We start from the raw sequence: 24,507 nt of genomic DNA, 5'->3' as shown, positions 1-24,507 counted from the left end.
TGGCGGTGTTAGTGCATCGCCACTTTTTTTGGTTGATAATATCAAGTAAACATAGATACTGTTTTTGTGGAATTACAAGTGATAAATACTATTAACTACAGGGCTTACCGGTAATATATACCTGGCCCCCACTGATTTTATAGGTGGCATTAATAGCTGCACAAATGATCTTCAGCTTATTTTCAAACGTTTCATTCGTCATCGTAGTAGTCACCATACACTTTCCAAACACGTTTACATCTGCGTGAATCTTAATACTGTAGGCTGTTTCCAGCGCATCAAATATGGCTGTTACCGGTGTATTTTCAAAAGTAAATGGTGGTATATTAACAGCAGCCGGTATATTTTGTGCATCTGCTATATTTAGCGAGTCAGCCACAAACACCGCTGTACGGGCATTAAAACGAATCTTATGATTAGGAGTAACTATATAACCATGCTGCTTATTATCTGCAAGATCATATACGGATATCTTACCCGTTTTTACCATAATAGTAAGATTACCACCTTTTTCTTCCGTTACATTAAAGCTTGTTCCCAGCACGCAGATAGCCACTTTAGGCGTATATACAAAAAAAGGCCGCCGGGCATCTTTCGCGATATCAAAAAAGGCATCTCCTTTCAAATACACCTCCCGTTTAGGATGCTGTAAAAAAGTAGTATGCTGAATAGAAGCACCCGCCTTTAATACAACGGTAGAACCATCTGTTAAATAAGCCACCTGGTTATCGGGTGTTTTGTTGGTACGTATAACCTGGTCCTTTTCTATATAGCTCTCTATTTTTGCGGCTACCAGTGGTTTGTTATTTTTTTTCAGATAGATAGATACCATCACCATACCCGCTACTACAGCGGCAGCGGCGCTTATCCATCTGTAACGGAAGTTTGTTTTCACCGCCGCCGTCAGTACCTGCGGTGCAGCCTTCATGGCCGGTTGCTCTTCCATCATATGCTTGTCTAAAACAGCATACACCTCCTCCAGCAAAGCCCCATCCACTGCCGGCTGCTGCACTTTGCTCAGCGACAGTACCATGGCTTTAGCCTTCTCTATTGCATCCTGCCGGTGTGGATGTGCTGCTATCCACTGTTCCCAGTAAGCTGCATTCGCTGCATCCGGGTGCAAAACCCATTGTATAAACCGATCATCCTGGATAAACTCCCAGGTGTCTTCGCTAAAATGCTTCATGCAACGACTTTATTAACAGGCAATCAATTACCCGTTAATAACAAATGACAAAGTCATTCACTTTATACTCAAAAAATGAAAAGTTTTTTTTGGAAGATTGTCTGAACTGTGATTATTATGATTAGTATGATTATCCTGATGAGTGGAGATTGTAGCGGAGGCTAAACCGTTATTGGTATGATTAGCGGAGATCTTAGCGGATATTGTCTGAACTGTGATTTTTATGATTAGTATGATTATCCTGATGAGCGAAGATTGTAGCGAAGGCTGAACCGTGATTGGTATGATTAGCGGAGATGTTTGCGGATATTGTCTGAACCAGGATTTTTAGGATTGAATGGATTACCTTGATGGGTGTTATGTTGTTTTAATTATCAGAGATATACGCGAAAATCTCTCATTTGGTCTTCGGCACCCATCAAGGTAATCCATTCAATCCTAAAAATCCTGGTTCAGACAATATCCGCTGAGATCTTCGCTCATCAGGATAATCATATCAATCATAAAAATCACAGTTCAGACAATCTCCGCTAATCAGGAGAATCATACTAATCATAATAATCACAGTTCAGACCTATAAAAAAAGATGGAAAGTTTCCAGTAACCTCACCGCAAACGGAGATATTTGCAGCGTTTCCTTAATCCGCCCAAGAGCGCTGTAGAGGAGGTTGCTGACAGATTGATACTTCATATGCATTAACTCTGCAATCTGGGCGTTGGTAAAACCCATGTAAAAACGCAGTGTGATAATTTCCTGTTGCCGCCGGGATAATTTCTTTATTGCCTTATCCAATAATACACTTCGGGAATCATTTATTTCTGTATCTATCATTCGTTCCTCCACCGTAGACTCCACCTGGTCCTGATAATTGTCATGAAGATACTTATTCCGCCGGTCGGTGGCAGTACGATATTGATAGTTGGAACGGATTAATTTGTATTTAAGGCTCCGGCATAAATAAAACCGGATAGCTACCTGGTCGCTCACCGTATCACGGCTATTCCATAGCTCTATAAAAAGATCATGCACCATGTCTTTCAACTTCTCCCGGTCGTCACAAAACCGGAATCCATACTGAAACAAGTGCACAGTATACTCCCGGTAAATCAGCGAAAAAGCCGCTTTATCACCTGCCTTAAATCGCTTCCATAAAGCATCTTCATTGAAAATCTCGTCTTTCATTGCAAGCATTCGTGGATCTTTTACAGCAATCGTGATTTTGGTATAAAGTAACGCTTGGCTAAAACGTTAAAGTATAGGAAATGTAGATATTTTTTGGGACTCAATCAAATATCATTCAAATCACAGAAGCATAAAATCCGGGAATTTCTACCTATCTTTTTAGTGAATTAAACCCTTGTGTAAAATGTCACAGGAACCCAACAACCAAGAGTCTTGTCAGCACAAAAAGGAGAAGTATGAAGCCAGACGCGACTTTCTAAAGCAGTCATCAGCCATGATGGCACTGGCACTGGCTCCCCCGCTGGTAATGAAAGCGGCCAAAAACGATGAAGCCATTGCCGCTATCTTCGAAAAGGTACCGGTAAGCATGGAAATAAATGGCAAAGCCTACAATTTATCGCTGGAACCCCGTGTAACACTACTGGATCTGCTACGGGAACAGCTGAACCTCACCGGTACCAAAAAAGGCTGTGATCACGGCCAATGCGGGGCTTGTACGGTACATGTAAACGGCCAGCGCATCAACTCCTGCTTAACCCTGGCGGTCATGCAGGAAGGTAAAAAAATCACTACTATCGAAGGCCTCGCCATCGGCGAACAGTTGCATCCGGTACAGGAAGCATTCATTAAGCACGACGGCTTCCAGTGCGGTTACTGCACACCCGGACAAATCATGTCTGCTGTTGCCTGTCTGCGGGAAGGCCATGCCGGCTCCGCTGCTGAAATACGCGAATTCATGAGCGGCAATATCTGCCGCTGCGGCGCCTACGACAATATTGTGGATGCCATCATGGAAGTAAAACAAGGAGGGCAAACAGTATGAACCAGTTTTCCTACATGCGGCCATCAAACCTGAAAGCCGCAATAGACGCAGTTGCCAAAGACACTTCCGCACGATTCATTGCTGGCGGCACCAACCTGCTCGACCTCATGAAAAACGGCGTAGTAATACCGGAAAAGCTGGTAGACATCAACCGGCTACCCCTAAAAGATATTCAACTCAATAAAGATATCCTGCACATCGGCGCACTCGTACTTAACAGTGAGCTCGCCGCCCATGAACTGGTAATAACGTATCATCCCCTGCTCTCCCAGGCCCTGTTGGCAGGAGCTTCACAGCAACTGCGCAATATGGCGACAGTAGGCGGTAATATGATGCAACGTACCCGTTGCAGCTATTTCTACGATACTACGATGCCCTGCAATAAACGTGTACCCGGCAGCGGCTGTGGCGCTATCGGCGGCATCAACCGTATGCATGCTATCTTCGGCGCCAGCAGCGACTGCATTGCGGTACATCCCAGCGATATGTGCGTGGCCTTAACTGCCCTGGATGCTACCGTGCTGGTAGCAGGCCCCAAAGGCAACCGCCGCATTCCTTTTGGCGACTTTCACCGCCTGCCGGGCAACACACCACAAACTGATAACACCCTCGGCAAAGGAGAAATTATCACAGCAGTAGAAATTCCATCAAATGCATTTACAAAAAATGTATACTACCTGAAAGTGCGTGATCGCGCTTCCTATGCTTTTGCCCTCGTATCTGTTGCCGCTGCACTGGATATCAGCAATAATATCATCCGGGGCGCGCGACTGGCCATGGGCGGGGTGGCACACAAACCATGGCGGCTCCGGGAAGCAGAACAAACGCTGATAGGAAAAGCACCCACAACAGAAAATTTTCGTGTAGCCGCCAACATTGCAATGACATCTGCTATAGCATATAAACACAATGCTTTCAAAATACCTATGGCGCATAACACCATTATTACTGCATTACAAAAAGCCGCTGCTATATGAAAAAGCAACAAGTAGGACAGTCCATGGACCGCGTTGATGGCCGCCTGAAAGTAACCGGTGGCGCTAAATACTTTGCAGATCATCAGCTGGAAGACTTACTCTATGCTGCATTGGTATGCAGCCCCATTTCCAACGGCCACATAAAAAGTATTGATGCCACTAAAGCCCTGCGCGCACCCGGTGTGGCAGATGTTGTATCCCACCTCAATGCACCGCCGGTACCCGGCTATAAACAGGAAAACAAAAACCCTAAACAGGGATTAAAAATATTTAATGATGACCGTATTTATTCTAACGGTCAGCCAGTAGCCATTGTAGTGGCCAATACCCTCGAACGCGCTGTACACGCGGCTTCGCTGGTACAGGTACTGTACAGCCAGGAAACGCACCATACGGAGATGTCCAACAACATGGACAAAGCATTCCAAAACAATGGCATGAAAGATTATGTACGCGGAGAAGCAGATGCCTGGAAAAAAGCACCGGTTACCCTGGAAGCGGAATACACCATGCCCATTGAAGTACATAATCCCATGGAACTGGCAGGCATCGTTGCACATTGGGATACGCCGGATACTCTCACACTCTATGCAAAGACACAGGGCGTAAAAAGTGTGCAACAGACACTTAAAGAGCTATTCCAGATACCGGAGCAAAATATTACAGTGCATGCTCCTTTTGTAGGTGGTGCATTTGGTATGGCGCTACGTGTATGGCCGCTGGAAGTGGCTACTATACTGGCCGCCAAAAAAATACGCAAACCGGTGAAACTGGTGATTACCAGGGAACAGATGTTTACACTGGTAGGATATCGCCCACAGGCAACACAGAAAATAAGCATAGGCGCTACTATAGATGGTAAACTCACCGGCATCACACATGAAGCAGTGGCGATCACATCTCCTTATGAAGATTTTACAGAAGGCATCGTAGGTATGAGTAAATTCATGTATGCCTGCCCTAATGTAAATACAAAATACCAGTTGGTACCACTCAATATCAGCACTCCAGTCTGGATGCGTGGCCCTGGTGAAGCCACCGGCGCCTTTGCGCTGGAGTCGGCCATGGATGAACTGGCCTACAAACTTCACATTGATCCGCTGGAATTTCGGATCCGCAATCATGCAGATACAGATCCTGAAAAAAATCTTCCCTACTCCAGCAAATACCTTAAAGAGGCGTACCAGATGGGCGCGGAAAAGATTGGCTGGTTCCAGCGTAATCCGGAGCCCCGCGCTATGAAAGAAGATGATATGCTGGTAGGATATGGGATGAGTAGCGGCGCCTTTGGTGCATATCGCGGTAAAGCTACTGCCAACGCTATTTTAAAAGCCGATGGATCATTGGTATTACGCAGTGCTGCCGCAGATATTGGTCCGGGTACCGCCACCGCCATGGTGCAGATTGCTGCCGATGCCACCGGTATCGACCCGGCAAAAATAACATTCCTGCTGGGAGAATCTGCTTACCCTGAAGCACCCAGACAAGGCGGCTCATCTACCGTTTCTACAGTAGGCAGCGTGGTGAATGATGTATGTAAAACATTACAGCAAAAACTGGGAGAACTCGCGATCAATCATCTTCCTGCATTTAAAAATGCTAAACCCGAAGATATTATTTATGAAGATGGACAACTCCTGCTGACATCCGATCGTTCGGTAAAAATTTCCTACCAGGAAGTTTTGCATCAGCAATCATTGCCTGAACTCCTCGTTACCACTACTTCTCAGAGTGGCGATGAAAGAAAAAAATATTCCATGTACTCTTTCTCTGTACACTTTGCTAAAGTACATGTACATCCTGCCACCGGTGTGGTAAGCATTAAACATGTGGTAAGTGTAGCTGATTCAGGCACCATCGTTAACAGCAAAACTGCCGCCAGCCAAATGATTGGTGGCGTGGTAGGTGGCATTGGCATGGCACTAACGGAAGAGGCGATCATGGATCATCGCTTTGGTCGTTTTGTGAATAACAATTACGCAGACTATCACGTACCTGTAAATGCAGATGTACCTCCAACAGATGTACTGTTCATCAATAAAAAAGATCCGTACATCAATCCAATGGGCGCCAAAGGTATGGGCGAAATAGCGCTGATAGGCTTTGCGGCCGCAGTGTCCAATGCCGTGTTTCATGCTACCGGCAAACGTATACGCGACCTGCCTATTACACCGGATAAAGTGATGCAGGAAAAAAATGAAATATAATCACTGCTGGAAAATAAAAAGTCGATATGAAAGAACTGGAAGATATTGTGAAAGCATATCACACTGCTTGCCGGCAGGGTCTTAAAACTGCGCTGGCAACAGTGGTGCATGTAGAAGGTTCTGCCTACCGGCAACCCGGTGCCCGCATGCTGGTAACAGAAAATGGTGCACTCATCGGCGCCATCAGCGGCGGCTGCCTGGAAGGTGATGCCCTCCGCAAAGCACAGCTGGTGATAATGCAGCAACAACCCATGCTGGTAACCTATGATACAAATGATGACGATGACGCCAAACTGGGCGTAGGATTAGGTTGTAACGGTATCATTCACATCCTGCTGGAACCGGTAGGTGCAAATGATCCTGATAACCCGGTAGCACTGTTACAACAAATAGCCGGTAACCGCGCGCCGGCTGTACTGGTTACTTTGTGTACATTACATAACAGGAAAGCACCGCAACCCGGTACCTGTTTACTGTTGACCGCTAACGGAACACTCCGGCACCACATCACAGACGATGCCCTGCAAACAGCTGTCATAGCAGATGCGCAACAGGCATTACAAACACAAACGTCCGTTATCAAAACATATATTGCTGCACAAAATAATTTCACCGCCTTAACAGCTTATCTGCCGCCTGCACCACAATTACTGATTGCTGGCGCCGGCAACGATGTGCTGCCCCTGGTGAAGCTGGCCAACCTCCTCGGATGGCAAAGCACTGTGGTAGATGGTCGCCCTAATTACGCTACTACAACACGTTTTCCGGAAGCCTCCCGGGTATTGGTGGCTAAGCCCGCACAGGTGCTTTCACAGGTAACAACGGATAACAACACAGCAGTAGTGCTGATGACACATAACTACAATTATGACCTCGCACTGCTGTCGCAATTACTCCCACTATCCTTACCTTACATAGGCGTATTGGGGCCTGCTAAAAAATTACAGCGTATGCTGGAAGAATTACAGGACAACGGTATACCTATCTCCCCGCAACAACGGGCACGCATACACGGACCAGCAGGACTGGACATAGGCGCAGAAACAGCGGAAGAAATAGCCTTGTCTGTCATTAGTGAAATAAAGTCGGTGTTGTCTGCTACAACAGGTACTTGCCTGCGGGAGAAGACCACCGCTATCCATCCACGCGAACAACAAATCATCTTACAACAACATCTCTGATGAAAACTACCGGCATCATTATCCTCGCAGCAGGTGCTTCACAAAGATTGGGTACACCCAAACAACAGCTCCTGTTCCAAAATAAAAGCCTGTTGCAAAATGTGGTACATACTGCACAACAAACAGGCGGTAGCCCTGTAATAGTGGTACTGGGCGCTTATGCTACGCAAATCAGTCAGCAGCTTATAACGGAAGAGGTAACAGTAACGGTAAACCCTAACTGGCCGGTTGGCATGGCAGGATCTATAAAAACCGGTCTGCAACAATTATTACGTATAGCCCCTCACGTGAGTAGTGCTTTCCTGCTCACCTGCGATCAGCCATTTATCAATCCTGCGTTGCTGCAAAATATGCACGCGCTGAAAACTACTTCCGGAAAAGGGATAGTGGCCTGTTCCTATAATAATACAATTGGTACACCGGTGTTATTCGACAAAACATACTTTCCCCTTTTACAATTGCTCAGCGGACAGGAAGGCGCCAAAATAATATTACAACAACACCCTCACCACGTAGCCACACTCGACTTTCCACAAGGCGCCATTGATATTGATACCAGCAGCGACTACGAACGGCTGCTGACTGACTCCTAAAGCAAAGCCCCTGCCTTAACCGGATGGCGCAACAGTACATACCTGACAAGCTCCGGAATCCACTGCTTCCAGGCATGGTATTCCTGCGCTATTATCTCGCCAAAAATTATTTTTTTGTAAATAAAAAGTTACGGATTATATTTGTCTATAAGAATGGTAGACTAATAAAAACTGCACCATGAAAAATTTACATCAACATCTAAACCTGCATCAGTACTATGCATCAACGAACGGTCATCTTTTCGTAGCATCCTGTTATTGTTGTTAATACCCACTCCCCTCCGCGGTCACCCCACCAATTGCCGCTACACAGCTATTTAAACAACTGATTATTCACTGCCAACAAAACGTTTATCGTCATGAAAACGAACAACCAACCCGTATTCCACCTCGGCGAGGCGGTAACGGATACACATCTCGCGTACTTTCAAAAACATGGTATCATCCAGTTTAAAAATTTTTTAGATAAAGAAACACTGTCTGTTATACACAGTGAAGTACAACATGTACAACAATTATTATTGCGCAACAGTATTCAAAAAATAAATGGTATCCCGCTGAAGTTCGGTACAGACGTGGATGGCAGCCCACTCATACAACGTATAGCCTTTGCTTCTCATTACAGCAATGTATTGCGCGGGTTACTGAAAGACAAAAGATTATTGTCGCTCACTAAACTATTAGGCCCTTACAATGGAAGAATTGGTGAAAATGAAAAAGATGGCCTGGTCATCAATCATTATGTGAATGCAGCTGAAAGCCAGTTCAAACAACTCGGCTGGCATACCGACAGCCCCCGTGATCTATTCCTGGGCTCGCGCATTCTCCCTATGCTCAACGTAGGCATTCACCTGGATGATTGCCCGCTGGATAATGGCGGTCTGCGGGTATTACCCGGCACGCATGAACAGGGATTATTAAAATTATTATTCAGAAAAAAATATTTCATTGATAAAAATCCTGATAAAAAAGAAGTTGGTTTTGCTATTGAAGCCGGAGATCTTACGGTACATGACGGTCGTTTGTGGCATCGCGTACAACAATCGCCTTACACTGGTGAAAAAAGCCGCAGAAGAGTAATGTACATTCCTATTATCACCGGCGCCTATCAGCCTAAAACCGCTGATAGTCCCACACCGTTTTATCATAAACTGGCGCAGCTTAAACAACAGCTCTATGGCGGCAGACCGCAATGGGTAAATGTGAAAAGCAAAGAAGGAAGCCTGGCAAAAGTTAACAGTTCATCTATCTAAAAAAATAACAAGTATGTCATACGCATTAGTAACCGGTGCAGCAAAAGGGATAGGAAAAGCAATAGCTGCGCAACTGGCGGAAAGAAATTATCATTTATTACTGGTAGATATAGATGCAGCTGCACTAACTGCTACTGCGGAGCAACTCGCTGCACAATATCACGTGCACGCACATACGCTGCACCAGGACCTGTCGCAACCAGATGCGCTGCTCAACGTTACCACGTGGAGCAGCATATATCATGACGAACTTTCAGTGGTAGTTAATAACGCCGGATACGGCCTCAATGGCGCATTTGAGCAACTCACGCTGTCAGAGCAGTTCAACATTATTGATGTAAATATTAAAGCACAGGTAGGATTATCCTATGCTTACATTCCGGTGTTACGGAGTTTCCCGAAAGCATATCTTTTAAACCTGGCAAGTACTACGGCTTATCAAACCGTTCCTTACCTGAACATCTATGCAGCTACCAAAGCATTTGCATTATCGTTCACACGCGGACTGCGGCATGAGTTACGTCATTCCACGGTATCGGTGAGTGCATTGAGTCCTGGTAGCACAGATACTGATTTTGTAAACAGGGCACGTATGGGCGATCACATACGCAGCATCGCCAATAAATTCAACATGACGCCTGAAAGTGTGGCCAGGATTGCGGTAGACGGCCTTTTTAAAGGTAAGGCCGAGATCATTCCCGGCTTTACCAACAAGTTAAATGCCTGGCTACCGAAATTTTTCCCGAAATTTTTTGTAGAAAGAATTGCCGGCAATATTTATGAACCAAGAGAAAAAACAGGAGCAGTAGTACTTACGACATGATGCTACGTGGCTCAATGCCTACACAGCGTCTTTCATCATTGTACAACAGTTTCATTTCTCCGGTCATTATGCCATTGGTGCCAGCCTGGCTAAGGTATACTTCATTGCCTGTAGTATTGCGGTACACGATAGTGGTAGTAATCATTTTGTCCTGGTGTCCGCCTATTACAAAATCAATATGCGAAGAGGCAATTGCCATGGTTTGGTTATCAGCAATAGCTCCAGGTTGTTCAAAGCCCAAGTGGGAAAGGCAGATGACAAAATCACAATCGTGTACTTCCTTCAGCTGCTTTGCCACGCGGCTGGCTGCTTCTACCGGAGGTAAGTATTTCACGCCGGATACATTTTTCAGCATAGGTCCTACACCGGTGATGCCTACTTTATACGGTCCCGCATATACGATATGATATGTCTGTACCTGTTTTTTTAATGCCGCATCTGCAAACTGGTAGTTACAATTCACGAGTGCAAACTGCATCTGTGCTGCTAAGGCAGCCAGGTGTGCAGTACCCTTTGCCAGCTCACGGTTCCCAATAGTAGCTACCTGGTACCCTGCATTATTCATGGCTTTAACCATCAGCAACTGCTGCTCCCTACTTTGTGCATCATCCAGGAAGTTGCCGGCATCTACCAGCAGGCCAGGCATTCCTTCGTATGCCCGTTGACGTAATACCCCACACAGGTCATTTGTATGCCTGATGAGCAATGCATTGCTGTTGCCGGGAACCATACGCGCATTCTCGGCTACTGAAGCAATAGCTGTCAATGGCTTTTGAATAAGCAATAAACCTGTTGCCAGTGAGGCATTGCGAAGAAAGGAACGACGATTATTATTCATGGTAATGGAGACTTTCAGGGTAGAAAATGATGTAAAGATATAATATAAACCGAAGCAACTAATAATTTATATTTTTATTGCATATCAGCATAAATATATATAATTTGACGCTGTTTTTCATTAATCTGAAAAAACTGGAAACAGCTGATGGCATTACTCAAATAACACCTGCTCAGCTGTAAAATACGTTTTCCGGCCACCACCAATCTCCTTCTGTATAACAGCACCCCCGGGGCTCTCTTTCAGTTTTGAATTATGCACCAGCATAAAATCCCGCACCTCTCCGTTGATAATATCCGGATGGCTTTTCAATATTTTTTTCTCTGCTTCCTGCAATATATTTTTGATTGATTTCAGCAACACTTTAATATTTTCTGCCGGAATTTTATTGCAGATAGAAAAAGGAGAAATCCGTGCATCCCATAAGATCTCGTCTGCGTAAGCATTGCCGATGCCCAGGATATTATTTTGATCTATAAGGTACTTTTTAATGTTTGATTTTTTCTTTGCCAGCTGCGTTCTTAAGTAATTTTCATTCAGCTCCTCCGACATTGCATCCGGAGCCGTTTTTTCCGCAGGATCCAGTGTAACCGCGGCCTGTGCCTGAAAATCAGTCAACGCCAAACCTGTACCATCTTCAAATAATAATTCTATAATGGTATACTTCTCTTCATTTTTTTTCTGGAAGAGATATAATTTACCATGCAACATTAAATGCATCCCCAGCACATGACCGTTCTTAAATACAAAATGCAGCTCCTTTCCCACCCGCCGGATATGCTCCAATGGCTGCCCTTCCAGGGCCGACCGGAGAGACGCAGGTGTGGCATGCATTTTCTTTGCGTTCTTTACAGTAAGCGATGCCAGCTTCTTGTGTAATAATGCTTTCTCCAGGTTGCGTCGAAAAGCTTGCAAATCGGGTAATTCAGGCATGACTTCTTTTTTATAAAAATAACGAACATTTCTTACTGTAACAATTGATCTGCAAAACGCCATTGCGTTTTAAAATCAGGTGCGAGTGATTGTTGCGTAATAATAGCCCTGAACATCTCAACAGGAATAGCATTTTCATGCAAAAACGCATCATGGAACTGCAATTCCGTCATCTTTTTACTGTCTATCAGCTCATGATGTAATGCACGTAATTGCAAACCGCCCATCATATAAGCGATCTGGTACAATGGTCCGTAGTTGCCCTCAAAAGAGCGACGTACCTCAGACTCCGCACTGAAACGTTCATGCCCTACCCTGTCTACTAAAAAGTCGATGCACTGCTGCGGAGTCCATTTACCCAGGTGATAGTTCAGGGAAAAGATAATGCGTGCACAGCGGTGCATTCTCCAAAAGAGCGCGCCTACCTTCTGTTCCGGTGTACTATGAAAGTTCTTGTCCCACAGCAACATCTCCCAATATAACGCCCACCCCTCTACGGAGAACGGGGTACCAAACATACTGCGGTAAGGCTTATTACGCTTGTTCATAAAGCCCTGCAGGTTGTGGCCTGGTATCAGCTCATGAAATACAGTAGCATGTGCAAAAGCATAGTTATTACTGCGCATGCTCATCACTTTTGTATTTTCATCCATTGCATCGGTAGGATATGCTACCAGTATAGATTCCCCGCCAAGGAAAAATGGAGCAAAACGCTGTTGCTCCATCGTCAGCATATACATACGCCATGCTTCCTTTGCCAGTGCCGGCACCGTAACAAGATTATTATCTTCTACAAATTTCACCGCTTCATCTGCCAGTTGATGAATGAGTGCAGGTTGTTGCCCCGGGGTTACATGATTTTCTTTTACCTTTTCGAGCGCTTTTTTCCAGTCATCGCCACAACCCAATGCCCTGGATGCTTTCAGCATTTCTGCATCACACCAGGCAAACTCTTTGTTAGCCATGGCTACCAGCTCTTCCGGGTTGTAAGGGATCATTTGAAATTGTAATTGTTCTATAAGCGCTTCTTTTCCTATAGGCGTTCCCTTTATACCGGAAGCGTCCAGTGTTTTATCCGCTTTATCTGCTATTTCATGGCCCAGGTAATCAGCATAATGTTCCAGCATGGAATCTGTTCGCTGATACGGCTGCTTTACCCACCAGGTAAAAGAAGGATCATAACCGTAATAAAAATCATATACATTTTTCAAGCCATTGCGCAACTCATCTACCACATCTGCTGCTTTGTGTGCCATGGGTGCCGTGAGTGTATTCTTTTGCTGCAAAGCCGCGCGTGCCTTAACAATGGCTGCCTGTACAGTGGCCAGCGTAGCTGCTATTTGTGGCGCATCTGCCTTATCGCCTCTCCGGCGCTGCTCCTGCATGGTCATAATTGGTGCCGCAAAAGGAATTACCGGCAGCAAGCTGTTATACACTTTTTCATCATCGGAAATTTTCTTCAACTCCTCTTCTATATTTCGTTTGAGCAAAATATAATCTACCTGTGCCGATACATCCAATGGTTTGAATGGAATGCTATTCAATTGCTGCAATGTATTATTGTAATAAGTGCGCAGCCTGGTATAGTACTCAGGACTATCACGAAAAATATATACTTTATTCAGGTCTTCTACATCAGCACGTACCCGGAGAATCAACTCCGTTACCGGATCACCTCCGGCAGCAAATAACCGTACGCTGACAACTAATAGCATAAGCAGTATAAAAAATTGCTTTTTCATGGGAAAACGAAAATTAGATATTAGTATTGAAAATAATAAAGGGCCGGTAGCATGAACCGACCCATTTTATGGTTGTTTTCTCTTCTTACAAAACGATACTTCAAAGATATAAGCCATAAAATACACTCCTATGCTGATATTGTCAAGTATTTAACCAATGTTGCCACTTATACACATTTTTCCTCTATGTGAACCGTTTGTTAAAAAACAGGGCTTCAGCAGGCTCAGACGGCCACTTACAGGCTATTTCCATGACAGAAACGTTATCTTCGCCCCCTATGTCATAATTATAAAATCAATAAAAACAGAACGGCGTGAAATTGAAAAAGAAGCAGATCGTTAAACCGTTAATTTTCATCCTTACCATTTGTAGTTTTGCCTTCCTGATTACCACTTTTACATCAGCAGAAAAACCAACTGCCACCAATCGTCCGGTTCTTTCCGTTGTTAAAACAGATACTGTACAACAGGAAAGCCTATACGATAATATGAGGCTGGACACTACAGGGCTTACGAGGGAAGCCTTCAAAAATGCGTTGCTTGGTTTTGCTCACCTGGAAGAAAGTGGCCTGATCAGGAATCCGGATGTACTCTCTATCATTGACTTTTCATTGCCCAGCAGTAAAAAACGATTGTTTGTAATTGATCTCAAAAACAAACTATTACTTTTCAACACCCTGGTATCTCATGGCAGAAACTCCGGCAAGGATATAGCAAACACATTCTCTAACCAGTTGAACAGCTTTAAAACCAGCCTGGGCTTTTATGTAACCGGCGATACTTACATCGGTGAACACGGCTACTCCCTCCGGTTGGAAGGGGAAGAAGCCGGCATCAACGACAATGCCCTCAGCAGAGGCATCGTTATGCACAGCGCAGACTACGTAAATGAAAGCCTCGTGAAAAGTCAGGGTTATATTGGCCGCAGCCTGGGATGCCCCGCTATCCCTCAAAACATGCAGCGCAAAGTAATTGAGCGCATCAGGAATGGTACCTGTCTGTTTTTATACAGTCCGGATAAATATTATTCAGCACATACAAAGATTCTGCTGAAAGACAGCACTGCCTCTTAAAGAATTACGAATTGCGAATTACGGCTGTAAGCGAAGATCGCCTCGATCCGTAATTCGTAATTTATTGAAATAGCTTTCTGCTAAAAGCAGCATCATGTCCATACACATCTTCTGCAAAGTGTAATCCTCCTCCATTCAGCCATGCAGTGAAATAGGTAATAATCACTGGTACGGGGTGTTTCAGCGCTACAAACCTTTGTTTCCCGCTATTCATGGCACTATCAATTTTTTCGTTGGTCCATTTGGGTGAGTCTTCCAAAACAAACCGGGCCATCCTCACCGGATCCTTCAAACGGATACACCCATGGCTATATGCACGGTTATCACGGTTAAACAAGCCCTTTTCCGGCGTATCATGAAAGTAGATGTGATAACTATTGGGAAACAGGAATTTCACCCGTCCCAGTGCATTTCTTTTACCCGGCCGCTGCCGTACTACCGGTATACCATTGGCTTCCCTGGTAATCTCCATGTTCCTGGAGGCCAGGTAGTTTTTACGGCGCCGCATGGCAGGCAATATTTCTTTACGCACAATACTCCGGGGAATATTCCAGTAAGGACTAAAAACAACCTGGTTCAGTTGGCCGGAAAACATAGTGGTGCTATGTCCTTCTTTTCCCACTACAATATCCATATCAAATAATTGCGTTGAACCATTTGTTACATGCAATACAAAGGCCGGTATATTTACCAGTATCAGCTTACCGGCCGGTTCTACCGGCATCCATTTCATACGTTCCATATTTACCAACAATTGCTGCAAACGCGCAGTGGCAGATATATTCATGGCATTGATCACGGTATCATTCACTACCCCGTTCTGCGTATAACCGTGACTGTTACGAAAGGTATTCACAGCTGCTTCCAGTTCATCAGTAAACAGGGAGGTAGTATCATTGTTCTTCAGTTCACCGGTAATAAATAATCTTTTCTTCGCCAGCATTATTTCGGGAGATGACTGACCTTTCTTCCATCCTTTTTTTACGACCGGAATTATCGGCCAGCCGCCATTCCGGGCATATTTCAGGTATGCTTTCAGGGGTGCCTTCATAGGCTCCACACCAGGGAACATTTTATCATTGGTTTGCAGCATGGAGTCAGCCAGCTCCATAACCGCATAACGCTGCACAGGCACCATATGTTCCAGCTGTCCGATACTGGCCGACTTCTCTTTAAAATAATTAATCAATTGCAAGGTCAATTGCAGCTCCGTCTTTATCATGGCAGGATCGGATGCGGTTACTTTCAGACTGTCTTCCTCTGCGAGTACATCCAGTCGTGCATTGAGTGCCTTGTTACTAACGCTGTCTTTATTATAATTATACAAACTACTGAAGGCAGCGGCCTGCTCTATAGGCCCTTTGCTATCCAGCCAGGCAAACTCAAAATTACGGGCATTGTAAAAGCTGCGTAAACGGTTGGCAGTGGTATCATCCAGCTTTTGCGTCTCCATAAATTTTTCTACAACATTGCTGTCGAGGAACAGGTCATTAAAAGCATTCTCTTTTGTGATGTTGCTGTTACGCGGGGTAAGGGTAATACTGTCTTTAACAGTAACAGGCACAAATGGAGCGTTACAACCATTGATAGCCATATAGGTCAGCAATGCAATAATGAGCAGCCTTTTCATATTATTTCTTTATCAAAATAAAAGCCGGTTACCTCACCGGCCATAGCAGTGCTTCCAATAAATGAAAACCCGTAGCCGGCAGGAAACAGACTGTGCATATACAGCAACAAAAAGGTCCTCTTGTGATTAACAAGAGGACCACTCATTACTATCGTTGTGATACTTCATGTGCTAATCTTTTAACCCCAGGTACTTTTGTACCGACTTATAATCTTTCCAGTTTACCCCATTGGTGCCCGCACTCCGCGCTGCGGTACCTCCAGGCACAAGCACGTAACGAAACTGAAATACCTTACTGCCACCCGCCCCGTACGTCGCCGGACTCAGGTCAAGATCGGATTCAAGATGAATCAGCTGTTCCTCTGCCTGAAAGTTGATATAGAACCTGGGGCCTATATAAGGTACTGGTACTATATAGGGTATTGATGCCGAATCAAAATTAAAATAAACGTTAATAAGACCATTATTAAGTATCTCTTTGGTTAACTTGGGAGCATCCATTTTGCCAAGAAATAGAATGACGTGTCCACTGTCATCTTTCAAGCTATCAAACACAACATCCTGCCAGGTAGAATAAATAATGTTGGTAGCACCTGAATCACCTTTAGGACCAGCGGGGCCAGCTGGACCGGCAGGGCCCGGGTTACCCGCAATACCCTGCGCTCCATCCTTGGAGCATGCTGCAAACGACACTATGATAACAAGTAGTAAAACATACGGCAGACGGAGGAAGTGTTTCATAAATAATGATTTTGGGTGTTTAAAATGATCCGACAGTTGCTAAACAATTTTGGGGTACACTACTATAAACTATATATAAATCAACAACAAAAATCAAATAGTTTAGTTCGATTCTTATCTATAAAACAGAAAAAGCCGCCCGCTGATAGCGAACGGCTTTCAAATTAATAATATAAGCGCTATACGGCTCTTCCCATTACAGGATCACTGACACTCTCTTTACCCGTTTCCACTCTACCGGCATAACGCTGCTCAAATGAACGGCTACCGGCAACCTTCACTGAAAAGTCGTACCAGCCATGGCTTTTAGACAAATCTATTATTACAATGGCAGATGCATTGGCGCCAACGGTTTTCTTCATCTCCCCCTTTTTGTAACCCATATCAGTGATAACAAAATCCTTAGACTGACCACTATGATTAACCAATTCAAGCTGCACATGCCCCGTGAGTTTCTTACCACCCTGGTATGCACATTTAATTTCCACCTGCGGATCGTTCACATCACCGGCAAATTCACGGTAAAATCCATTAGGACCGTATACACGCAAATGATAATGATCGTTCTCAAAAGCTTGTAACGGCCAGCTATCCCTCAGCTCATCACCGGCTTTAACGGCGTAAGACCAGGCCCTTAACGGCTCCATCGTCTGGGTAGCTTCCTGCAAATATTTACCAGGTGCATATACATTGAACGGTGCGCCCATGGCTTTTTTACCAAACACGTTATTAGCAGCAGTAAAACTGATCCCGAAAGATTTTTTATCTGCACTTAATTTACCACCTGCATATAATTCATAAGGCAAAGCATTGGAAACACGTACACCCTTTTCCTGTTGAGGCATCCATGCTGCATGCGCAGGGTCCGCATTGATCTTTGCAATCTCTTCGGCAGTCAATGGCTTGAAACCATCCGGCAGCTTCTTAAACTTCGCATTATACACACTCTCAATAAACTCATTTCTCTCAGGGAAAGGCACCGCTATTTTCTCGCCATTAAACGGACGGAACACGGAAGTCAGATCTCCGCAAACCGTACGACGCCATTCCGAGATATTTGTTTCTTTAATAGCCTTGCCTGTCTTATGTTGCAGGAACTGCTCTATAAACTGAACGATGGAGGTATGGTCAAAAACCTGCGAATTCACATAACCACCACGGCTCCAGGGCGATGCTATCACCAATGGCACGCGGTATCCCAATCCTATAGGCCCTTCCCGCACTTCCTCCGGCGTTACATGTTTTTTGGCCTGCTCATGTTCTTTGGTAACATATTCCACACTGGTATCAATTCCTTCAGAAACTAGTCCGGTACCGGGTTTATGCGGCGCTACAAAAGGAGGCACGTGATCGAAGTAACCATCATTTTCATCATAACACAGTATGAAGATGGTTTTCTTCCATACTTCTGTTTGTTTGGTTAAGATATCCAATACCTCCGACACATACCAGGCGCCATACCAGGGAGAACCCGGATGATCAGAAAACTCACCGGGAGCTACAAGCCAGGAAACTGTAGGCAGTTTGCCGGTATTAACATCCGTTCTGAACTGATGTAATATATCACCTTTAGGCACCTGCACTGTTCTTTTGGTATCACCGTCATTATAAGTCAGCGTTTCCAGTTCATGATAATGAGGATCATTGATATTGGTGGTAAATGCTTTATTATGGAGATTTTGGGCCCGCTGTGATAATTTTGCAAAATTAGCCGCTGTAAATTTCTCCGCATCATTTTTACATCTCTCCAGATCTGCTTTCTGCTGTTTTACTTTCTTTTCCAGTTTGGTTATCTCATCGCTATTGGAACTAAGCCTGGCTGTTTTCTCCAGATCAGCAATTTCATTCGGAAGCGATGCTATCTGACGGTGTAACCAGGCAATATGGCCTTTTGCGAAACCCACATTATAAGCGGCAAACCATTCAATAGGGTTATCCGTGAAATTAGCCAGCATACCATCTTCTTCGCCCTCCAATCCTGCTGCGCTGATTTCATTCTGATATATTTTCCAGGAAATACCATTGTCTTCCAGGCGTTCCGGAAAACTAGGCCAATGTGCTTCTGCACCATAGTCCACATCTTCATTCCATACGTTTGCTTTAGCAGACGCCTTTTGTTCATCCCGAAGGGTACCTGTCCACAGGTAAAGCCTGTTGGGTGTTGTGCCCGTTAAAGAAGAACAGAAATTCTGATCGCACACGGTAAATGCATCCGCCAGTGAATAATAAAACGGAATATCTTCACGATTATAAAAACCCAGGGTAAGTGGCATAGGAGCCCATTCTTTGTTACCGGATTGTTTCACCAGCAACCACTGATCATATTTACCATTATGGCGTGCATCTACCTGGTTAGCCCATGCATGTGGCAAACTGCTCATCCAGGTGGCTTTGGTATCCTTCAGGTTTAAACGGAAGGGGGCATAGGTTTCGCCCTTGCTGTTGCTCTGCAGCCATACCAGGTTCTTGTTGGGCAGCTGAATAGCACGCGGATCATTATATCCACGCACCCCTCTGAGTGTACCATAACAATGGTCAAAAGAACGATTTTCCTGCATCAGCACAACGATGTGCTCAGCATCCTGAAATGTAGTGCCAGCCTTGGGATCTATGGCCATCGCCCGCTGAATAGAGGCAGGTAATGCGCTGAATACACCTGCAGCTCCGGACAATAACGCTGCTTTCTTAATAAAATCTCTTCTATTATCCATTGTTTTCTGAATTTTTCATGATCGCTGTAATGCCCGCCATTAAAGGGTTTTATCTAAGGCGGTCGAAAATAGTAAAAACTATATTTGTGTGCAACTAACTGTGAGGAGTGGTAGTTATGTTATTGTTAACCCCGCCGGGAGAACAATTTTTTTATGGGAGATGTAAACACCACCGCGTAATTAAATTGTATCAGGAAGATAATAATAATGCTCAGCATCGGGGAAATGAAGCACAGCAAGGCAGCGCCGGCATACATTAATTGTGCATTTATAATCCGGTTCCTGATCGCCTTGTCTACTTTTCCGCGATCCAGCGTTTTTATTTCTACAAATCCACTGTTATAAGCACACACCCAATGGATATACAGAAATACGCCCAATAAAAGAATGTTCAGCCAGTACAACCCTATAGCTATCCTGAAATTGAAATGTTCACTCAAATAAGCCGTGGTAAAGGGCACCAGCGATACAAAGGCCAGAAAAAAGACAGATACCATAGAAAGTCTGCGGTCTGTTCTTTCGATAAAGGAAAACTGAGCCGACTGTCCCAGCCAAAAAATTCCCATGGTCATAAACCCAACAAAATAAGTGGCTATTTTAGGCCACAAAAGGCCCAGCTCGTGCAACAGATCTTTCTCTGAACTCAGTGCATTGCCAACAGGCACCTTCAGATCTAATACCAGTAAGGTCATAGCTATGGCAAATACACCATCACTGAGCGCCTCTATGCGCTGTATACGTTGTCCTGCCAACTGATTATACTGCAGCTCATCTTTCTTCATTGCGGGAGATTTTGGATTCATTACAAACATAAATAAAAAAGGCTCCCGTTTGCACGGAAGCCATATATGTTGAATAAATGGTAAAGCTGCTTATTATTGAATCTGACTGGAAGGAATCAATACAAGCTTGAATGTTATGTTTTCAGCCGGCACTATAGTTGGTCTTCCGTCTGTACCTCTCAGCTCCACTACAATATTACCCGGATTGTGTATCACCGTATACGACTGATCCTGGTATACCTCCGGCAGAATCTCAAACACGGCATTGCCCCTCGACATCGATACAATCACACCATCTGTCTGGTTAGTACTATTATCCAGTTCGGGAACAATAAACGTTACACCCCATACCCCATTCACTTGTTTCCAGTCTGTAGACTTAATATCCACCAGGATGGTCTTATTTGGAATAACCACCTCATTTGTTGTTTTGGTACAGCCGGGGAGGATGAAACCCAGCAATAGCAGCGGAAGGTAAAACCATGTTTTCATATTGAGTTTCTTTTAGAAGCATTTTACCAAATACAATGCCATAAAAAGAATTTGTAATTTCATGTTATGTTACATCGTTTTCCGAAGGCATTTGAAGGTGTCTCTGCTATAAAGCTGCACCATGCGGGCAAATCCGTATTTGCCTGGTTTAAGAGATAGTGCGAATTTTTTCTTTCTCCTGATTAGGCTGATTACCCCGATTATTTTTTTATGATTTAAAAAGATTGGCGAAGATAAAAGCGAATATATCCGTTTCGATCTTCACCAATCTTTTTTTAATCTTTCAAAATCCTAAAAATAAAATCAGGGTAATCAGTATAATCAGCCTAATCGGGAGAAAGACCATTACAATCTTACCTGCAATCCGCCGGCAGCACCAATGTACGCGGCATGAAACTTATTATCGCCCACTGTTTCTGACCACATATAATGACTTCTCAAATCTACGCCTACATCATTTTTGGTATGAACAAAATTCAGCGTAGGTCCTGCAAATAATTCCACTCTCCTGCCAAAACGATAGGCAGGGAAAATGCCCAGCGACTGCCGGTTATAGTAGGACACCTTGAAATCAGTTAGTGCCATGTTGGTAGCTTCCAGGTTTAACCTGAAATGTGACAGCAGATAAAAATGTGCGCCAATACCGGCTTGCATAGCATATAAGGAATTACCGCTGTTCTTAACATTATATCCTGCTCCTAAGATGCCATAAAGTACCCGTCCGCCTGATTTAAAAGCAGCTATCATAGTGGCAGTTTCATCAATGCTCACACTCACCTGTTTTTCTCCACCCTTTACAATATTGATAAGACCAATAGGGTATTCACTACTATCTGCAATATTGATAAAACCCGCTACCTGTACACCTTTCACCTTTTTAGCAATGTTAATAAAACCGGCTACCTGTGAATGTACCTCATCTGCTTTATTCATAAAACCTACCACCTGTACATTGGCTGTTTTGGCGTTATTCAGAAAGCCCGAAACCTGCACCTGTGAATTACTCTTTGCAGTATTCATAAAGCCTGCCACCTGCGTACCTGTCACATCCTGCTTAACAATATTGGCAAAGCCTGCCACCTGGGGTCCATTCAAACTGCTATCAAGATTCATGAAGCCGGCAATCTGTGCACCATCAGCGCTTTTCTTCACCTGGTTCATAAAACCTGCTATCTGCACACTATGCCAGGTACTACCAATATGATTGGAGAAACCGGCCACCTGTACACCGGTAGCACTATCTTTAATAATATTGGAAATACCCGCAATGGCTGCACCAGTTTCGGATTTGGAAACACCTGCGATAATATGCAAAGAAAAATGGTTGGTATAAGCTGCTGCATTTTTTCCATTGCTGCTCAATGGATATACCAATCCGATATTCGCCGGACTGGTTAGATGAGATTGCGCATTAGCCGCTATGGCAAAGCAAAAGAAAGCACCGAGGGATAAAATAATTTTACTGCTTAAGTTAAACGTTTTCATGTTGTATGATTATTTCGTACAACATAACGACACGTTGATAATCATCTACCCCTACGAAAAATTAAAAAAGAATAATGCCCGCCTGCCAGCCTAACCAACCAATAGCAGTAGCACCATTAACAGTTTTATAGCCGGATAAAGCTGTGATATCCTTGCCTACATTCACTTCCAGCGTAGGCCCTGCAAATAAAGAAAATTTCTTTCCCAGTTTTACATTCAGTGAAGGTTGCAGTCGATAGAGTTGTATATCGTGCTTCACATCTCTCAGGAAAATGTTTTGCTCTGTAGCTTCTGCAGTTACAGAAAGTACTTTATTAAAAAGAATTTCTGTACCAATACCATAACCTACAGAATAAGCGCTATTATTTTTATCCGGGTTTAAACCGCCCAGCAGTATACTATACAGCTGCCTGCGACCAGTTTTCCACGCAAAATTTAATGGTAATACATCTGTACTATACAGCGCTACTTTATGATAGCCTTTGCGCACAATATTAACCAAACCAATGCTATAGCCGGAAGAAGTATCTGAAATATTTACGAGGCCTATCTGCACACCATGCATGCTACGCGCATAGTTAAAAAGGCCACCTATTTGCACACCATACACAGCACCGTGTACGATATTGCCGGTACAAGACACCTGCGTCCCGTGTAAGTCTGCTTTAGCATAATTAAGCAAACCTGCCACCTGAGCACCTGTTACATCTTTTCCGCTGTAAGTGCCCCCGCCGGCTACCTGCCAGCCGTTAGTAGTACCTCGTGTAATACCAACCAATCCCTGGACCTGCACTCCTTTCATATTGCCGTATACCTGGCCGATACCACCAGTAACCTGCACTCCATCCTGACTCCCTTCTGTAATGTTGCTGAGGCCCGCTATCTGCACACCTTTCATTGAGTCCAGTACATTGTTATGCACACCTGCTATTTGCACACCATGGGCTTTGCCCCCTACTACATTCACCATGCCTGCTATCTGTACGTATTGCATGTCGTGCTTCACAATATTAAAAATATTGCCAACTTCGAAACCATCTACACCTGCAGCATATCCACCTAACACATTAAATGAAACCTTATTAACTACCTGTCCGCTCATTTTTCCATGCGACCCCAAACCCGGTGTAAGTGACATCTGGTAAGGCTTATCAGCCAGGAAAGCACCAATGTTCAAACTCGTCAGTTTCTGACGGGAAGATAAAAACATGCTACCAAACCAGGTTGTTTCCACATGTGTACGACCCGTGATGTCTACTACTTTCAGTTGATAAGTAGTGGGAGATATACTCACTGTTACTTCCTGATCATAGCCCGTAGTAAGCAAAAGCGAGGTATCCGCATACAGGTCCTTACTAACGCTGATGGCTGCGGAGGGATATTTATCCCGTAACCGCAGCCTGAAGTAACCGTCGTTGTTTGTTAATGTAGAAATGAGTTGCTGTCGTTCATACACACTCGCATTGGGTAGCCGTTGCCCTGTATTTTTATCCATGACCACACCACTGATCTGGTAATAGGTTTGTCCGGATGATTTTTTTAATAGGATGATATAGTTACCTGATTCCTTATATGAATAATCTCCTTCAAATAAAATATCGAGTACTTGTTTTACCGTTTTATTTTTTACAGAGATGCTCACCAGACTATCTTGCGGAAGGATCGTACTGAGATACGAGAAATAAAAATTGCCTTGTTTGCTGATCTGGTTCAGCGCCACTGAAAGTGGCTGCTGTTTTACTTCTAAGCTAACTGTTTTATTTAATAACTGCTGTGCAGTTACATTCCATGAAAGCACGCATAGGAAGAAAAAGGTCAGTAATATTTTTGATAGTGACATACAGTACAGCCGGT

At 44.2% G+C, this 24,507-nt stretch carries 20 protein-coding genes; 8 read left to right on the top strand and 12 right to left on the bottom strand.

Annotated features, from left to right (window positions below; translation table 11 throughout):
• Positions 1–91 precede the first annotated feature (91 nt).
• On the bottom strand, positions 92–1,186 hold the full coding sequence (locus tag CLV51_RS11795) for a FecR family protein (RefSeq protein ID WP_106528229.1): 1,095 nt from the start codon (positions 1,184–1,186) through the stop codon (positions 92–94).
• A 574-nt stretch (positions 1,187–1,760) separates the two neighbouring features.
• Positions 1,761–2,378 (bottom strand): RNA polymerase sigma factor, encoded by a 618-nt coding sequence (locus CLV51_RS11790; RefSeq protein WP_106528228.1) that lies wholly within the window; start codon positions 2,376–2,378, stop codon positions 1,761–1,763.
• A 175-nt stretch (positions 2,379–2,553) separates the two neighbouring features.
• On the opposite strand from CLV51_RS11790, the gene CLV51_RS11785 reads away from it, so the two are divergent.
• The 7 genes from CLV51_RS11785 (at position 2,554) to CLV51_RS11755 (ending at position 10,226) form a co-directional block, all read left to right on the top strand.
• Entirely contained in the window at positions 2,554–3,192 is a 639-nt protein-coding gene (locus CLV51_RS11785) for a 2Fe-2S iron-sulfur cluster-binding protein (protein ID WP_106528227.1), read from the top strand.
• Positions 3,189–4,169: an FAD binding domain-containing protein gene (locus CLV51_RS11780; protein ID WP_106528226.1), complete on the top strand. Its 981-nt coding sequence runs from the start codon at positions 3,189–3,191 to the stop codon at positions 4,167–4,169. Before CLV51_RS11785 ends, CLV51_RS11780 begins: the two co-directional genes overlap by 4 nt.
• On the top strand, positions 4,166–6,376 hold the full coding sequence (locus CLV51_RS11775) for a xanthine dehydrogenase family protein molybdopterin-binding subunit (RefSeq protein ID WP_106528225.1): 2,211 nt from the start codon (positions 4,166–4,168) through the stop codon (positions 6,374–6,376). The genes CLV51_RS11780 and CLV51_RS11775 overlap by 4 nt, the downstream gene beginning before the upstream one ends.
• A 26-nt stretch (positions 6,377–6,402) precedes the next feature.
• Positions 6,403–7,557, top strand: a complete 1,155-nt coding sequence (locus tag CLV51_RS11770; RefSeq protein ID WP_106528224.1) for an XdhC family protein — start codon at positions 6,403–6,405, stop codon at positions 7,555–7,557.
• The gene (locus tag CLV51_RS11765; RefSeq protein WP_106528223.1) at positions 7,557–8,150 is read left to right on the top strand and encodes a nucleotidyltransferase family protein; all 594 of its coding nucleotides are present in this window, start codon (positions 7,557–7,559) and stop codon (positions 8,148–8,150) included. Before CLV51_RS11770 ends, CLV51_RS11765 begins: the two co-directional genes overlap by 1 nt.
• Before the next feature lie 359 nt (positions 8,151–8,509).
• A complete protein-coding gene (locus CLV51_RS11760) occupies positions 8,510–9,403 on the top strand; it encodes a phytanoyl-CoA dioxygenase family protein (protein ID WP_106528222.1) in 894 nt (297 codons plus the stop codon).
• A gap of 13 nt (positions 9,404–9,416) precedes the next feature.
• Positions 9,417–10,226: an SDR family NAD(P)-dependent oxidoreductase gene (locus CLV51_RS11755; RefSeq protein ID WP_106528221.1), complete on the top strand. Its 810-nt coding sequence runs from the start codon at positions 9,417–9,419 to the stop codon at positions 10,224–10,226.
• Here the strand turns inward: CLV51_RS11755 and CLV51_RS11750 are convergent.
• The 3 genes from CLV51_RS11750 to CLV51_RS11740 all read right to left on the bottom strand — a co-directional run bounded on the left by CLV51_RS11750 (position 10,216) and on the right by CLV51_RS11740 (position 13,739).
• Complete coding sequence (locus tag CLV51_RS11750; RefSeq protein WP_106528220.1) at positions 10,216–11,064, bottom strand: bifunctional UDP-sugar hydrolase/5'-nucleotidase; 849 nt, start codon at positions 11,062–11,064, stop codon at positions 10,216–10,218. The genes CLV51_RS11755 and CLV51_RS11750 overlap by 11 nt on opposite strands.
• Positions 11,065–11,217: 153 nt before the next feature.
• A complete protein-coding gene (locus CLV51_RS11745; RefSeq protein WP_106528219.1) occupies positions 11,218–11,997 on the bottom strand; it encodes a DNA-formamidopyrimidine glycosylase family protein in 780 nt (259 codons plus the stop codon).
• 32 nt (positions 11,998–12,029) lie between these two features.
• Positions 12,030–13,739: a DUF885 family protein gene (locus CLV51_RS11740; RefSeq protein ID WP_106528218.1), complete on the bottom strand. Its 1,710-nt coding sequence runs from the start codon at positions 13,737–13,739 to the stop codon at positions 12,030–12,032.
• A 314-nt stretch (positions 13,740–14,053) separates the two neighbouring features.
• Here CLV51_RS11740 and CLV51_RS11735 point away from each other — a divergent pair, with 314 nt between their 5' ends.
• Positions 14,054–14,812, top strand: coding sequence for a murein L,D-transpeptidase catalytic domain family protein (locus tag CLV51_RS11735; protein WP_245898685.1), 759 nt, complete (start codon positions 14,054–14,056; stop codon positions 14,810–14,812).
• A 61-nt stretch (positions 14,813–14,873) separates the two neighbouring features.
• Here CLV51_RS11735 and CLV51_RS11730 read toward each other — a convergent pair whose 3' ends face one another.
• The 7 genes from CLV51_RS11730 to CLV51_RS11700 all read right to left on the bottom strand — a co-directional run bounded on the left by CLV51_RS11730 (position 14,874) and on the right by CLV51_RS11700 (position 24,493).
• Complete coding sequence (locus CLV51_RS11730; RefSeq protein ID WP_106528217.1) at positions 14,874–16,442, bottom strand: L,D-transpeptidase family protein; 1,569 nt, start codon at positions 16,440–16,442, stop codon at positions 14,874–14,876.
• Positions 16,443–16,613: 171 nt separating this feature from the next.
• Positions 16,614–17,183: a hypothetical protein gene (locus CLV51_RS29430; protein WP_106528216.1), complete on the bottom strand. Its 570-nt coding sequence runs from the start codon at positions 17,181–17,183 to the stop codon at positions 16,614–16,616.
• A gap of 179 nt (positions 17,184–17,362) precedes the next feature.
• Positions 17,363–19,894 (bottom strand): phosphocholine-specific phospholipase C, encoded by a 2,532-nt coding sequence (locus tag CLV51_RS11720; protein ID WP_106528215.1) that lies wholly within the window; start codon positions 19,892–19,894, stop codon positions 17,363–17,365.
• Between the two features lie 125 nt (positions 19,895–20,019).
• The gene (locus CLV51_RS11715) at positions 20,020–20,676 is read right to left on the bottom strand and encodes a TMEM175 family protein (RefSeq protein WP_106528214.1); all 657 of its coding nucleotides are present in this window, start codon (positions 20,674–20,676) and stop codon (positions 20,020–20,022) included.
• Positions 20,677–20,769: 93 nt separating this feature from the next.
• Positions 20,770–21,168 (bottom strand): hypothetical protein, encoded by a 399-nt coding sequence (locus tag CLV51_RS11710; protein WP_106528213.1) that lies wholly within the window; start codon positions 21,166–21,168, stop codon positions 20,770–20,772.
• Between the two features lie 345 nt (positions 21,169–21,513).
• Positions 21,514–22,653: a hypothetical protein gene (locus CLV51_RS11705; protein WP_106528212.1), complete on the bottom strand. Its 1,140-nt coding sequence runs from the start codon at positions 22,651–22,653 to the stop codon at positions 21,514–21,516.
• A 61-nt stretch (positions 22,654–22,714) separates the two neighbouring features.
• Entirely contained in the window at positions 22,715–24,493 is a 1,779-nt protein-coding gene (locus CLV51_RS11700) for an STN and carboxypeptidase regulatory-like domain-containing protein (RefSeq protein WP_146151271.1), read from the bottom strand.
• Between the last annotated feature and the right edge of the window lie 14 nt (positions 24,494–24,507).

The organism is Chitinophaga niastensis, from assembly GCF_003014755.1.
GTDB classification, from domain to species: Bacteria; Bacteroidota; Bacteroidia; order Chitinophagales; family Chitinophagaceae; genus Chitinophaga; species Chitinophaga niastensis.
The sequence above is the reverse complement of the archived record's forward strand: the minus strand, read 5'-3'. Positions and strand labels throughout refer to the sequence as shown.

Excerpts from the sequence above, each read along its gene's own strand:
- CLV51_RS11795 (WP_106528229.1), bottom strand. The coding sequence starts at position 1,186 with ATGAAGCATTTTAGCGAAGACACCTGGGAGTTTATCCAGGATGATCGG.
- CLV51_RS11790 (WP_106528228.1), bottom strand. The coding sequence starts at position 2,378 with ATGCTTGCAATGAAAGACGAGATTTTCAATGAAGATGCTTTATGGAAG.
- CLV51_RS11785 (WP_106528227.1), top strand. The coding sequence starts at position 2,554 with ATGTCACAGGAACCCAACAACCAAGAGTCTTGTCAGCACAAAAAGGAG.
- CLV51_RS11780 (WP_106528226.1), top strand. The coding sequence starts at position 3,189 with ATGAACCAGTTTTCCTACATGCGGCCATCAAACCTGAAAGCCGCAATA.
- CLV51_RS11775 (WP_106528225.1), top strand. The coding sequence starts at position 4,166 with ATGAAAAAGCAACAAGTAGGACAGTCCATGGACCGCGTTGATGGCCGC.
- CLV51_RS11770 (WP_106528224.1), top strand. The coding sequence starts at position 6,403 with ATGAAAGAACTGGAAGATATTGTGAAAGCATATCACACTGCTTGCCGG.
- CLV51_RS11765 (WP_106528223.1), top strand. The coding sequence starts at position 7,557 with ATGAAAACTACCGGCATCATTATCCTCGCAGCAGGTGCTTCACAAAGA.
- CLV51_RS11760 (WP_106528222.1), top strand. The coding sequence starts at position 8,510 with ATGAAAACGAACAACCAACCCGTATTCCACCTCGGCGAGGCGGTAACG.
- CLV51_RS11755 (WP_106528221.1), top strand. The coding sequence starts at position 9,417 with ATGTCATACGCATTAGTAACCGGTGCAGCAAAAGGGATAGGAAAAGCA.
- CLV51_RS11750 (WP_106528220.1), bottom strand. The coding sequence starts at position 11,064 with ATGAATAATAATCGTCGTTCCTTTCTTCGCAATGCCTCACTGGCAACA.
- CLV51_RS11745 (WP_106528219.1), bottom strand. The coding sequence starts at position 11,997 with ATGCCTGAATTACCCGATTTGCAAGCTTTTCGACGCAACCTGGAGAAA.
- CLV51_RS11740 (WP_106528218.1), bottom strand. The coding sequence starts at position 13,739 with ATGAAAAAGCAATTTTTTATACTGCTTATGCTATTAGTTGTCAGCGTA.
- CLV51_RS11730 (WP_106528217.1), bottom strand. The coding sequence starts at position 16,442 with ATGAAAAGGCTGCTCATTATTGCATTGCTGACCTATATGGCTATCAAT.
- CLV51_RS29430 (WP_106528216.1), bottom strand. The coding sequence starts at position 17,183 with ATGAAACACTTCCTCCGTCTGCCGTATGTTTTACTACTTGTTATCATA.
- CLV51_RS11720 (WP_106528215.1), bottom strand. The coding sequence starts at position 19,894 with ATGGATAATAGAAGAGATTTTATTAAGAAAGCAGCGTTATTGTCCGGA.
- CLV51_RS11715 (WP_106528214.1), bottom strand. The coding sequence starts at position 20,676 with ATGAAGAAAGATGAGCTGCAGTATAATCAGTTGGCAGGACAACGTATA.
- CLV51_RS11710 (WP_106528213.1), bottom strand. The coding sequence starts at position 21,168 with ATGAAAACATGGTTTTACCTTCCGCTGCTATTGCTGGGTTTCATCCTC.
- CLV51_RS11705 (WP_106528212.1), bottom strand. The coding sequence starts at position 22,653 with ATGAAAACGTTTAACTTAAGCAGTAAAATTATTTTATCCCTCGGTGCT.
- CLV51_RS11700 (WP_146151271.1), bottom strand. The coding sequence starts at position 24,493 with ATGTCACTATCAAAAATATTACTGACCTTTTTCTTCCTATGCGTGCTT.